This window comes from Tessaracoccus yangjingae (assembly GCF_055326235.1).
Genome location: NZ_JBUZNN010000009.1, coordinates 47,862 through 61,490 on the forward strand (window position 1 = coordinate 47,862; position 13,629 = coordinate 61,490).

Sequence of the window (13,629 nt, forward strand, 5' to 3'; positions counted from 1 at the left end):
CATCCTATTGCTGGGACGCCGTCAGTGGTGCCCGAGCCCCCGTCGCGATGCACCGCTCCGAGCCTGCTCCCCGGGGTGGCGTTGAGCACGACTTCGGAGTCGTTGCGCTTGGATCGTTCAAATCCCTGGAATCGCGACTGACTCCGGATGCGTGCTCAAGGCGGCTCGCCGAGAGCCGTGTCCGGCTCAAGCCCGCCCGCCGAGAGCCGTGTCCGGCTCAACGCTCACCCGGCCACGGGCTGCGGCTCAGTCTCGACGGCGGACTGGCGTTCCTTCCTCGACCGGCCGAAGCGGAGGTACAGCGACGGCAGGACGAACAGGTTGAGCAGCGTCGACGTGACCAGGCCGCCCAGGATCACCACGGCCATCGGGTACTCGATCTCGTGGCCGGGCTGGTTGCCCATGACCACCAGGGGAATCAATGCCAGCCCCGTCGCCGAGGCGGTCATCAGGATCGGTGCCAACCGCTCGGATGCCCCCCGCATCACCATGTCATGGCCGAAGGGGACGCCCTCGACGCGTTCAAGGTGCTGGCAGTGGCTGATCAGCAGGATCCCGTTGCGGGCGGCGATGCCGAACACCGTCAGGAAGCCGACGAGGGAGCCGAGTGTGATGACGCCTCCGGTGAGCCGGGCGGCGAGGATGCCACCCACGAGGGACATGGGGAGGGTCGCGAACAGGAGCACGGCCAGGCGCAGCCGCCCGAACGCGGCTTGGAGGAGCATGAAGATCACGATGAACGAGCCCGCCCCGTAGAGCAGCAGCCGAGACTGCGCGGCTCCGAACTCGTCGGCCTCCCCCAGAACCTCGATGTGTGTCTCGGCCGGGATCTCGACGCCCACGAGGCGCGCCTCGACCTCGCGCACGACGGCGCTCAGGTCGGCGCCCTCGATGTTGGCGCCGACGTCGATGTGGCGCGATCCCTCGACGCGCTCGATCGCGTTGGGTGTGGGGGCGATCCGGATCGTGGCCAGGTCCTTCAGCTTGATGCGTTCACCGTCCGGCGTGTCGATGGGCAGCTCGCCGAGCGCCGAGACGCTGCCCCGGGTCTCCGGGGTGCTCCAGACGTGGACGTCGTAGGCCCTGCCGCCGTGGAAGATGTCAGCGACCTCCTCGCTGGCGACCAGTGTCGCGGCCTGACGCCGGATGTCTCCTGGCTTCAACCCGTGGGCGGCCGCGACGGCCTCGTTCACCTCAACCTCGATGTGAGGGATGGTGGTGAGGAGTGAGGCGTGCGCGTCGGCGATGCCGGGCACGTCCTTGATCCGGTCAGCGATCTCGTTCGCCTTCGCCTCCAGGACGGCCAGGTCGGGACCGCTGACACGGATGACGATCGCCTCGCTGGTGCCGGTGAGGACCTCCTTGACGCGCTCGCGGAGGTAGGTCTGAACGTCGCGGTAGATGCCGGGGTAACTGTCGACGACGCGCTGGACCTCGGCCAGCGTGGAGTCGTAGTCGACCTCCTCGCTGACGCTGATCCAGTTCTCGCCGAAGTTCACGCCGTACACTTCGTCGGCGAGCAGGGCCTGGCCGATGTGCGATCCGCAGTTGTTGACGCCGGGGATCTCACGCAGGTCCTGGCAGCCGCGGATCGAGATACGGACCTCTTCGCCCTGGGAGGTGCCCGCCGGGGTCAGCCAGTGCATGAGGAAGTCGCGCTCCTTGAAGTTGGGCAGGAGCGACTGGCCGAGCGTGGGGGCGATGATGATCCCGGCCAGGACGGAGACGAGCACGGCCGTCATCGCGGGCCTGGTGGTGCGGGTGACCCGGTCCAGCAGTCGCGTGTAGCCGGCCTTCAGCCTGGTCAGCAGCCAGGGTTCGCGGGCCTTGACTGCGCCCCTGCCCAGCAGGAGGAAGCAGAGGGCAGGGGTCACGGTCATCGCCACCATCATGGAGGCCATCACGGCCAGGCCGTAGGCCAGCACCAGCGGCTGGAAGAACGCCCCGGAGAGCCCGCCCAGGAAGAAGACGGGTACGATCGCGGCCACGTCGATCAGGGTCGCGTAGATGATGGCGCTGCGGACCTCGACGGAGGCGTCGACGACGACGTTGAACACCGACGTGCCGGTCGGGTTGGCCTTCTCCTCCCGCAGCCGGCGGACGATGTTCTCCACGTCGATGATGGCGTCGTCGACCACCACGCCGATCGACACCACCAGGCCCGCCAGGACCATCACGTTGATGCTCTGGTTGTTGAGGTCGAGGATCATCAGCGCGATGATCAGGGACAACGGGATGGCGATCAGGCTGATGAGGGTGGTGCGCCACTCCATCAGGAACGCGATCAGGATCGCCACCACCAGCAGGATGCCGATGAGCAGAGAGGTGGTCAGGTTGTCGACCGCCGTCTCGATGAACGTCGCGGGACGGAAGATGGTGGTGTCGACGGTGATGCCGGTCAGGGCGGGCTGCAGCTCGGCCATCGCGTCCTCAAGACCCCTGGTCACCTGGAGGGTGTTGGTGTCGGGGAACTTCTGCACCACCAGCAGGATGCTGGCCTTGTCGTTGACGACGCCGTCGCCCCAGGTGGGGCCGTAGGTCGTCAGCACCTCGCCGAGGTCGCCAAGGGTGACCAGGGTCTCGTCGTCGGTCTCCACCGTGACCTTGGCCAGCGCCTCCGGGTTGTCGATGGGCTGGACCGAGCGCACGGTGAGCCTCATCCCGTTCTGCTCCACGAAGCCGCCGGTGCCGATCACGGAGCCTTCGGTGTAGCGCAGGATCTGGGCGTCCAGAGCCTGCGCCGTGGTGTCCATCACCTCGTCGATCGTCACGTTGTGCTGGGCCAACTTGCGGGGGTCAACCTGCACGTGGAGCTGCTGCAACTGCTCACCCCAGATGGCCACGTTGGCGACGCCGGGCACGCGCAGCAGCCGCTGCCGGATGGTCCAGTACGAGATCCGCGACATCTCCATCTGCGAGATGGTCTCGGAGGAGAGCCCGATCTTGAGCACCCGGCTCGTGGAGGACAAGGGGGGCATCAGGACCGGCGGGGAGGCCCACGTGGGCAGCGATGGCGTCAGCTGGGCGATCCGTTCGGCCACCAGTTGGCGGGCCCGCTCCTGGTCGAAGCTGCGGGCGAAGATCAGGGTGATCGAGGACAGGTCGCTCACCGACTTGGAGCGCAGCTCCTCGACGCCCTCGATGCCGGCCAGCTGCTCCTCCATCGGCGTGGTGATCAGCTCCTCCACCTCGGTCGAGCTGTTGCCGATGGCGATGGTCTGGATCTCCACCCTGGGGGGTGCGAACTCGGGGAACACGTCCACCGAGGCGGTGCGCAGGTCGAGGAATCCGAGCAGCATCAACGTGCCGGCGGCGAACAGCACCAGCCACCGGAACCGGAGGCTCGAGGCCACAATCCGGCGCATCATCAGTGACCGACCCCGAGTTCGGCGCCCCACACCTGGTTCGCACCTGTGGTGACCACCAGTGTGCCGGCCTTCGGCCCCTGCGACAGCGTCACGGTCCGGCCGTCGTCGACGACCACCTCGACCGTCTCTCGCTGGTACGTCAGCGGATCCAGGGCGACGTAGACGACCGTGGTGCCCACGTTGTCGTAGATCAGCGCTGCGCTGGGGATCTCGAGCAGGACCCCGGCCGCCGTCACGGGGGCGGTCTGGATGTCGGCCCGCGCGGCGCTCTCCTCGGTGAACGTGACCCGCTTCAGCCCCGACGCCGGGTCGACGGTCTCCACGTGCGCGGGCTCGTAGTGGCCGGCCGCCTGTCCCTCAGCCTGCGCACACCCGCCGAGGACACCACACAGGACCACGAGGGCCGTGGCCGTGATCATCCGGGCGCGCATCACGCCACCTCCGTCCCCAGCGCGCCCCCGTGCGACGCAGCGGACGCCGGTCTGGGGGGTGTCACGGCGGGGAGCAACAGCCCGACGGCCGTGGTGGTGACCAGCCCGCCGAGAACCACGAGGGCCAGCGGCTGAACGAGCTCCAGACCCGCGACCGGTCCCATGACCGCTGCCGGCAGTAGCAGCAACGCGACGCCGATGGCCGTGCCGAGGACGACGGAGAGGTGCCGGCCCGGATCGGCACGCCTTCCCTCGGTGGCCGTGCGGCCGCTGTCCTCGATGTGGAGCAGAGTGTTGCGTGCGGCGATTCCTACCAACACCAACACCCCCGCCCAGGCGCCGAGGGAACCGCCGATCACGAGAGCCACCAACACGCCACCGGCCAGCGCCGCGACCAAGGACAGGAACGCCAGGGCGCCGTGTGTCCACGACTGGACGGCTGCCTGCAGGATCAGGAAGGTGGCCAGCGCGGCGGCGAGTGCGAAGCCGATCACCGCCACCAGGTTCAGCTCGTCCGCGGTGGACGAGGTCAGTACCTCGGCGTGATGCTCCAAGGGGAAGGTGACGCCGTCGACGACCTCCTGGGCGGCCAGGGCCGCACCGGCCGGATCGAGTCCGTCCAGGTCGGCCACGACGTCCACCCGTCGGGCCACTGCGTCGCGATCGATGCGCTCGGGCACGTCGACGATCCTGATGTCGGCCACCTCGGACAAGACGACGACGCCACCGGCGGGCTTCTCGATCGGGAGGCTGGAGACGGCCTCGACGCTGGCGCGTGTGGCGGGAGTGCCTTGGACGATCACGTCGAAGACCTTCTGGCCCTCGAAGATGCTGCCCACCTGGATCCCCTGCACGAGCGTGGCCTCGGCGCGGCGGACGTCGCCGGGCTTGATGCCGTGCACCGCGGCCTTGTCGAGGTCCACGGTGATCTCCACAGCCTTCTCCATCGCCGGGGCGATGACCCGTGGGTCGACGACCCCTTCGACGGCCGACAGCGCCTGCTGGACCTCGTCGGCCTTCGCCAGCATGGAGGTCAGGTCCTCGCCGTAGATGCGGACGGTCAACGGATGCGCCGAGCCGGTGAGGACGTCGAAGGTGCTGCCGGAGACGGCCGTGCCATGCACCACCGCGCCGATGTCACGGAGGCGCTGGCTCGAGTACGGCACCACGTCGTGCGCGTAGCCGGAGAGTCCTGCGACGGTCTCCTCGATCTCGGGCAGGGCCTGGTCGTAGTCGGTGTCGGCGGCCAGGCGTACCCAGATCCTCGCCGTGTTGACGTCGGCGATCTGATCGCCGGTGATCGCGCGCCCCACGTGTGCGGCGACGGCGTCGACTCCCTGCACAGCGCTCAACTCGTCGGACAGTTGGGCAACCGCTGCAGTCGTCGTGGCCAGCGAGGCGCCGGAGTCCCCCGTGAGGCTCACCTGCACGTTTCGATCCTGCAGGGTGGGGATGATGTTGGACGGCACGAGCGCGGCGCCCGCCACGGTGACCATCGCCAGCACCCCCACCGCCACCATCGCGATCGGGCCCCCGGCGAGGCTGGCGATGCGGGACCCGTATCCGGCGCCCATCCGCGCGGCCGGCGGTGCCGGTCTCGCCGATGCGCCACGCGCCAGGAGTGAGGCCAGCGCGGCTGTGACCGTCATGCCGACGACGAAGGAGGCCAGCAGCGCCACCACGTACGCGGACACGGCGGGCGTGATGAACGCGCCCGGCCGGCCTTCGACGACGGCGACGGGAACGATCCAGGCCAGCCCGATCGCCAGGGCATACCCACGCAGGCCCGGTAGGGCCGACGCGTCGTGCGCCGACGCGGCACCGCCCCCGGGGTCCGCGACGGCCTGTCCAGTCGCCGAGTGGGCGGCGTCGTAGGCGAGGAGGACCGCGCCGGCGGCCAGTCCGAGGAAGGTCATGGCGTTGAACGTCTCGCCCCGCCACTGCAGGACAAGCCCTGCCGCAGTGAGCGACACGACGACGGACGCCAGGGTCAAGGCCGCGGCCCGCCAGCTGAGGAGCCACAGCCCCACACCCGCGATCAGAAGAGCCACGCCCAGGGTGGCGGCGAGGCGGAGATTCGCCGTCGCGGCGTCGACGTAGTCGGCTGCCCGGAACGTGGAGGAGTCCACCTCGACCCCGGCGAGTCCCGGGCGGAGTTCGTCGAGCGCATCCTCGACGGCGCCCGTCACCACGGCGGGGTCGGCATGGGGGAACTTCTCGACCACCAGGAGCAGACCCTCGCCCGCGCCGCCGACGATCGCGTCGCCGATCATCGGTTGATGCGACTCGACGATGGTGGCCACGTCGCGCAGCAGGAGGCCGCCGCCCTCGTCGACGGGGATCTTCCCGAGCTCGTCGGTGGTGGCGAACTTGTCGAAGACGTGCCTCACCTGCAGCCGTTGCTGCACGGTCTCGATGAAGCCGCCGGTGCCCGGGGTCGAGGCTTCCAGGAAGGTCAGCGGCGAGACGATCTGAGCGTTCCCGGCCGAGGAGATGATCTGTTCCAGGGACACGTCCTTGGCCGCCAGGACCTCCGGGTCCACCTGGACCTGGAGCTGGCGCTCACGCAGGCCCCAGATCGCGACGTTGGCCACGCCGGGGATGCCCATCAACCGCGGGCGTACCACCCACCGGGCCAGGACCGAGCGCTCGATGGCGGTCAGCGTGTCGGACGACATGCTGACCATCAGCAGGCGGCTGCTCGACGATAGCGGCTGGAGCATCGTTGGTGGCTTGGACACCTGGGGCAGCGCGTGGGCCTGGGTCAGCTTCTCCTGGACCCTGGAGCGGGCCTCGTACAGACTCGTCTCCGCCGCGAAGACCATGACGATGCGGGAGAGCCCGGGCATCGACTCGGACCGGATGACGTCCACGTCCTGGACGCCGTTGAGCAGGTCCGCCTCCAGGGGGACGGTGATGAGCTGCTCAACCTCTTCTGCCGAGAGTCCGAGGGCCTCGGTCTGCACCTCGACAAACGGCGGCGCAAACTCGGGTAGCGCGTCGACGGTTGCCTGAGGGAGTCGGACGAAGCCGAGGACCAGGATGGCTGCCGCCAGGGTGAGGATCAGGAGACGGAGGCGAACACTCGCCGAGACAATGGATCGGATCATGGCCGACGTCCCCCCTGCTGGGTCTCACGAGCCAGGTGGTGCTGGCCTGGGAGAGGTTTCGCTTCAGAGACTATGAGGGGGTGGCTGCGGGAGGGAGGGGGGAAATGAGAGCTTTCTCATCTTGCTCCGGGGGCGCTGTTTCATCACTTGTCAGCGCGATTCTGCTGCGGTGCCTAGCGGCCGCGGGATGCTAACTTTCGCACCGATTCGCGTGCGCGAAGCAACAATGTGTGGTGAGGAAGCTCACCAGCCGCGGCGGACCCACTCGTCGAGGTTCGGGCGCTCGGCGCCGATCGACGTCGACGGGCCGTGGCCGGTGTGCACCACCGTCTCGTCGGGGAGCGTGAACAGCCGCGACCCGATCGAGCCGATGATGGTGTCGAAACTCGAGTAGTCCCACCTCGTGGCGCCCGGGCCCCCCTCGAAGAGGGTGTCGCCGGTGAACACGCAGCCCACGTGCTGCGCGACGAACGACGTCGAGCCTGGGGTGTGCCCCGGCGTGTGGCGGGCCTCCAGGGTGAGGTCTCCGGCCAAGAAAGTGTCGCCGTCGGGCAGCGGCGTGAACGCGGCTTCGCCGTGCTCCGCCGCCCACAGGAAGCGGTCGGCCTCGTGCAGGTGCACCGGTGCCCCGACCAGGGCGGCGAAGTCGAGTGCCGCCCGGACGTGGTCCCAGTGCCCGTGCGTGAGCAGGACGGCCGAGACCTCCCGGCCTGCAACGGCACGCTCGACGGCCCGGGCGTCGTGTGCGGGGTCGATCACGACGACGCACACATCGTCGCCGACGATCCACACGTTGTTCTCGTGAACCGGGGGGCCGGCGGGGTCGTGGTTCCCGGCCGTGACCAGGCGCACCACGCGCGCGCTCACGCCTTCCCCCTCGTGAGGCGGCTCGCGACGGCGGTGATCAGCCGGTTCCGCAGCCCGGCCTGCCCGCTGGCGGCGGTCCGGGGGTGGTGCCAGATGGCCTCGAAGATGAGGAGCAGGTCCTCGACGTCCACCTCGAACTCGACGCCGGCGCGCTCGGCCGCTGAGGTGACCAGGTCCACGTAGGACGGCCAGGCGTCCTTGCGGACCTCGTCCACCCGATCGCCGAAGGCCGGGTCCCGGTAGGCGCGCAGGTCGATCTCCATCAGGGTGCGCAGCACCTCGGGGCCCGCGTCGTTGACGTTGAGGATGCCGGCGATGATCTGCTCGGTGGTCATCTCCTCCGGCAGCCCGGCCAGGGCGGAGCGGTAGGTGTCCACCTGTTCCTGGGCCACGTGGCGCATGATCTCGACGCAGAGGTCGTCCTTCGTGGCGAAGTTGGAGTAGAAGGCGCCGCGTGTGAACCCGGCCGCCTGGCAGAGGTGCTCGACGCTGGTGGCGTCGATGCCGCGGCGGCTGAACTCGTCGATGGCGGCCAGGACGAGCCTTCGGCGGGTGTCCTCGCGCCGTTTCGTGGGTTCAGTCGTCATGGTCAAGGTCTCCCGCCGATTCAGGTTTGTAGGCAACTCGATGCATAGTTGTATCCTCAGAGAGCGAGCCTAACGCGCCTCCTCACTCTACGGATAAGGCCCCCCGCATGTCTGCTGTGTTGTACGCCGTCGGCCGCTGGTGTTACCGGCGTCGGCTCACCGTGATCGGGCTGTGGCTGGGCCTGTTGATCCTCCTGGGCGGTTCCGCCGCCGTGTTCTCGGGCTCGTTCAACAACGCCTTCGAGATCCCGTCGTCGAAGTCCCAGGAGGCCCTGGACAAGCTTCGGATGACCTTCCCGCAGGGGGCTGCGCTGTCCGCGCTGGCCGTCGTCGTCGCGCCGGAGGGGGAACAGATCGCCGACCACCGCGCGGAGATCGAGGACGCCATCGAGGAGTTCGGCGGCCTCAGCATGGTGGAGGCCGTCACCTCGCCGTGGAACGAGTACGTCGACGGGCTGGTCTCCGACTCCGGCCGCGCCGCGATCATCCAGCTCAGCCTGGACTTCGACGGCCAGACGCCCACCGAGGCGCAGCTCGAGCCCATCACCGAGGTCGCCGACGCGCTCGAGGCGGCCATGCCCGAGGGCACGCAGGTGAGCATGGGCGGCGAGGCCTACAACATCGAGCTCCCGCATCTCAGCGTCATCGAGGCCATCGGCCTGCTCGTGGCGATGGTGGTGCTGACGGTCGTGCTCGGCTCGGTGGTGGCCGCGGGCCTGCCGCTGCTGACCGCCATCACCGGCGTGGGCATCGCGATGGCGCTGATGTTCCTGCTCACCCGTCTCTTCGACATCAACTCCACCACCCCGCTCCTCTCGGTGATGCTCGGGCTCGCCGTCGGCATCGACTACGCCCTCTTCATCCTCTCGCGCCACCGCGACCAGCTCCGCGACGGACTCGAGCCCGAGGAATCGGCGGGCCGCGCCGTCGGCACGTCCGGCTCCGCCGTCGTGTTCGCGGGGCTCACCGTCTTCATCGCGCTGCTCGGCCTGGGGGTGGCGAACATCCCGTTCCTGACCGTGATGGGCATCTTCGCCGCCGTCACCGTGGCCATCTCGGTGGCCATCGCGCTGACCTTCCTGCCCGCGCTCATGGGCCTGATGGGGGAGCGGATGCGCCCCAGGCCACGCAAGGCGGCCGCCAAGCCGCCGACGCACGGCGGGGCGTTCGCGTGGTGGGTCACCCTGACGACCACGCACCCGATCGTCACCATCGTCGTCACGGTGGGCGCCCTGCTGGCGATGGCCGTCCCGGCGCTGGGGCTGCAGGTCTCGCTGCCGAACGCCGGGCAGCAGCGCCCCGAGCAGCCCGCCCGCATCGCGTTCGACCTCATCAGCGAGCACTTCGGAGCCGGCGTCAACGGCCCGCTCATCGTGACCGCGGACATCATCGGGTCCACCGATCCGCTCGGGCTCATGGCCAGCCTCAAGGAGGACATCGAGGGCATCGACGGCGTCGCCAGCGTGCCGCTCGCCACCCCCAACCCCAACGCCGACACCGGCCTCATCCAGATCGTCCCCGAGACCGGCCCCGACGACCCCGCCACGGCCGACCTCGTCCGCTTGCTCCAGGGCCGGGCTGACGAGTGGGAGGAGAGGTACGGCGTCACCACCAACGTGACCGGCCTCACCGCCGTCCAGATCGACATCAGCGAGAAGCTCACCGCCGCGCTCCTGCCCTTCGGCGTGCTGGTGGTGGGCCTGTCCCTGATCCTGCTCGCCGCCGTGTTCCGCTCCGTGTGGGTGCCGATCAAGGCGACGGTGGGCTACCTGCTCAGCGTCGGCGCCGCGTTCGGCGCCACGGCGCTCGTGTTCAACTACGGCTTCCTCAAGGAGGTGGTCAACCTCGAGCGCGGCATGCCGATCATCTCCTTCCTGCCCATCCTGCTCATGGGCATCCTGTTCGGCCTGGCCATGGACTATGAGGTGTTCCTGGTCAGCCGGATGCGCGAGGAGTACGTGCACGGCAAGACCCCGCTCGAGGCCATCCGCGGCGGCTTCGTCGCGTCCGGCCCCGTCGTGATGGCGGCGGCCGTGATCATGATCTCCGTCTTCGCGTTCTTCGTGCCCCAGGGCATGAGCGCCATCAAGCCGATCGCCTTTGCGCTTGCTGTCGGTGTCGCGGTGGACGCGTTCCTGGTGCGCATGACGCTGGTGCCCGCCGTGCTGGCACTGCTCGGCCACCGCGCCTGGTGGCTGCCCGCGTGGCTGGACCGGCTGCTGCCCACCTTCGACGTGGAGGGCGAGGTGCTCTCCACCGAGATGGCGCTGAAGGGCTGGCCGGGCGACGGCTCGGTGCTGTACGCCGATGGGCTCGAGGTCGAGGGCGTGGTCGGACCCATGGACCTCAGGCTCGTGCCGGGCAACGTGATCGGGCTCACCGGACCAGTGGGGGCACGCACGGGCGCAGCTCTGGCGCTGAGCGGCCGGCTGGAGACCACGGGCGGCCGGGCCCGCGTGGCCGGAGCCCTGCTGCCCCAGGCTGCGGGCAACGCCCGCCGCCGGGTCACCTACCTCGATCTCGCCCACGTCGACGACCCGGCCGCGGCCCTCAACGCGGTGAGGCCGGGCACCGTCGTCTTCATCGACTCGGTGGACCTGGTCACGGGCACCGACGCAGAGGCGGCCCTCTCCGGGCTCCTCGACAGGATCCGGCACGGGGGCGCGGTGGTGCTGTGCGCCGCCGTCGAGGACCACCTCAGCCACTTCTCGCTGGACGGCACCTACGCCGCCCCCGCCATCGCTCACGAGGGGAGCCGGGCATGACACCCGACACAGCAACCGGAGGGCGCGTCACCTGGCCGGCCATCGTCGCGTTGGCGGTCGTGCCGCTGCTCGCAGTGGCCGCGCTCATCGGGCTGACCGCGCCGGGGGCCGACGAGCAGGTGGAGGCGGCCGTCGTGAACCTCGACCAGGCTGTCACCGTCGGCGATCAGATCGTGCCGCTGGGCCGTCAACTTGCCGCGGCGATGATCGAGCGTGAGGGGGAGAACGTCACGTGGACGTTGGCCGACGCCCCAAGCGCCTCCGAGGGCCTGGCCTCAGGCCGGTTCTCGGCTGTCGTGACCATCCCGGAGGACTTCTCGGCCTCCGCCACCTCGTTCTCGGAGAACGACGCGGACTCGGCAACCCAGGCCACGATCCAGGTCCAGGTCAGCGAGAACGCGCCCGTGACGGACGCGCAGCTGGCCCAGCAGATCGCCCGCCTGGCCACCGACACCATCAACGCCACCCTCACCGAGGGTTACCTCGACGGCATCTACGTGGGCTTCAACACAGTCGGCGAGCAGTTCGCCACCATCGTCGACGGCGCCCGGCAGTTGAGCGACGGCGCTACCCAGCTCGCCGACGGCGCGCTCCAGTCCTCTCAGGGCGCCAACCAGCTGAGCGACGGCATGGCGCTCCTTGGTGAGAACGGGCCTCGGCTCGCCGACGGCGGCGACCAGCTCGTCATCGGGATCGGTGAGCTCCGCACGGGCACGTCGCAGCTGGCTGATGGAGCCGAGGAGCTCGCTGACGGTGTCGAGCAGTACGCCGACGGGGCGGACCAGCTCCTCGGCGGCATCCCCGCCTTCGCCGACGGTGCCGCCCAGGCCATCGGGGGCGTCGGGCAGCTGCGCGACGGGCTCGACCAGGTCATCGCCGGGCTGGACCAGCCGCAGGACTTCTCGCAGCTCGATCAGCTGGCCGCCGGCGCGCGTCAGACCGCCGACGGCGTCGCCGGGCTGTCCGGCGGGATCGCCCAGGTGAACCAGACCATGCAGGGATTCAGCTCCGGCGCCATCCCAGTCCCGGACCAGGTGACCGCCATCGGCGGCCAGATCGCGGCGGGCTTCCAATGCCCGGTCGCCGACCCCGCCACCTGCGAGATGCTGCAGCAGACCTTCGCCGCGGGCGCGTCCGCGGGCGTCACCGCGGGATTCCAGGCGGGCACCGGCACCGCATCGACGGCGCTCACCACGCCCGACCCGGCCTCGGGGTCGTCGCTTGTCGACGGGGCCTCGGCGCTCGCAGCCGGCGCGGACCAACTGGCCGACGGCGTCGACCAGCTCGCCACGGAGTTGCCTGCGCAGACCGCCGCCCAGACCGCCGCCCTGAAGGCAGGGCTCACCCAGATCCGCGATGGCGCCGACACGCTGGCCACGGAGGCCCAGCCCCTCGTCGACAACGCACCGGTGCTGTCCGCCGGCGCCACGGAGCTCAACGCGGCGACCGGCCAGCTGGCGGACGGCGCCTCACAGCTCGCCTCGGGGGTCACCCAGCTCGATGAGGGCGTGGGCGAGCTCGAGGCGGGGGCGGCCACCTTCGTCGACGGCGTGACGCAGTACACCGAGGGCGTGGTCTCGGCCGCCGACGGCACGGCCCTGCTCGCCGACGGGCTGGCGCAGCTCTCGGACGGCGCGGCCCAGCTCGACGACGGGCTCTCCACCTTCGCCACCGAGCTCGCCAAGGGCGCCGATCAGGTGCCCACCTACTCGCCTGAGGACAGGCAACGGCTCTCCCAGGTGGTCGCAGCCCCGGTGGACGCCCCCGACGACGTCATCTCGAGCGGGCGTGTGCCGATGGTGTCGCTGCTGCTGGTGTCGGCGCTGTGGCTGGGTGCCCTCGCCGGGTTCGTGGTGTCGCGGCCGGTGCCGGCGGATGTGGTCAGCTCCCGCGCCTCCAGCCTCGCACTCTGGACGAGGACCGTCTGGCTGCCGCTGGCCATCGTCGCCGGACAGGGACTGGTGCTGGGCATCGTCGGCGGGGTGATCCTCGAGGCGGGGATCGGCGCCACCCTTGGCCTGTCGCTGCTGCTGGCCGCGCTGGGCGCATCGTTCGTCTTCGCCAACCACGCCCTCGCAGGCTGGCTGGGCAACGCGGGCCGTGCCGTGTCGGTGCTCCTCCTCGTGGTGACGGTGGCGCTCGGGTTGTCCTCGGCGGCATCATGGCTGGCTCCGGTGGCGGCGGTCTCGCCGCTGCACAACGGTCTGCTGCTGGTGCGCACCTGGCTCTCCGACGGCAGCGGTGGGATCGGTCTGGCCTCCATGGCGCTGCTTCTGGCCGCGATCGCACTGACGATGTCGGTCCTGGCGATCTCGAGCCGACGGCGCCTCACGGTGGAGCAGTACCGCAGGGCCGCCTGAGTCAAGTCTCTTCCGCTGGGGTGGGCCGCGCCTAGCGTGGGGTCTCGCTGTCAGGTGCCGGGAGCCCTGACACGACGCCCGCGCGGCCCTTGTCCGCCGTTTCCTCGTTGCCCGCGAGTCTGTCTCCGGTCGTCGCGGGCA

General features: G+C 70.0%; 7 protein-coding genes. 2 read left to right on the top strand and 5 right to left on the bottom strand.

Annotation, left to right across the window (positions count from 1 at the left end; translation table 11 throughout):
* Positions 1-224: 224 nt before the first annotated feature.
* The 5 genes from ACZK5D_RS12765 to ACZK5D_RS12785 form a co-directional block, all read right to left on the bottom strand.
* Positions 225-3,368 carry an efflux RND transporter permease subunit gene (locus ACZK5D_RS12765; protein ID WP_463665561.1) on the bottom strand — a complete coding sequence of 1,048 codons (3,144 nt, stop codon included), beginning with the start codon at positions 3,366-3,368 and terminating at the stop codon, positions 225-227.
* A complete protein-coding gene (locus ACZK5D_RS12770) occupies positions 3,368-3,799 on the bottom strand; it encodes an efflux RND transporter periplasmic adaptor subunit (protein WP_463665562.1) in 432 nt (143 codons plus the stop codon). Before ACZK5D_RS12770 ends, ACZK5D_RS12765 begins: the two co-directional genes overlap by 1 nt.
* Complete coding sequence (locus tag ACZK5D_RS12775) at positions 3,799-6,909, bottom strand: efflux RND transporter permease subunit (RefSeq protein WP_463665563.1); 3,111 nt, start codon at positions 6,907-6,909, stop codon at positions 3,799-3,801. The genes ACZK5D_RS12770 and ACZK5D_RS12775 overlap by 1 nt, the downstream gene beginning before the upstream one ends.
* Positions 6,910-7,152: 243 nt before the next feature.
* Positions 7,153-7,776 carry an MBL fold metallo-hydrolase gene (locus ACZK5D_RS12780; RefSeq protein ID WP_463665564.1) on the bottom strand — a complete coding sequence of 208 codons (624 nt, stop codon included), beginning with the start codon at positions 7,774-7,776 and terminating at the stop codon, positions 7,153-7,155.
* Positions 7,773-8,363, bottom strand: a complete 591-nt coding sequence (locus tag ACZK5D_RS12785) for a TetR/AcrR family transcriptional regulator (protein WP_463665565.1) — start codon at positions 8,361-8,363, stop codon at positions 7,773-7,775. Before ACZK5D_RS12785 ends, ACZK5D_RS12780 begins: the two co-directional genes overlap by 4 nt.
* 107 nt (positions 8,364-8,470) lie before the next feature.
* Here ACZK5D_RS12785 and ACZK5D_RS12790 point away from each other — a divergent pair, with 107 nt between their 5' ends.
* Positions 8,471-11,128 (top strand): MMPL family transporter, encoded by a 2,658-nt coding sequence (locus ACZK5D_RS12790; protein ID WP_463665566.1) that lies wholly within the window; start codon positions 8,471-8,473, stop codon positions 11,126-11,128.
* On the top strand, positions 11,125-13,488 hold the full coding sequence (locus ACZK5D_RS12795; RefSeq protein WP_463665567.1) for a YhgE/Pip domain-containing protein: 2,364 nt from the start codon (positions 11,125-11,127) through the stop codon (positions 13,486-13,488). The genes ACZK5D_RS12790 and ACZK5D_RS12795 overlap by 4 nt, the downstream gene beginning before the upstream one ends.
* Positions 13,489-13,629 lie beyond the last annotated feature (141 nt).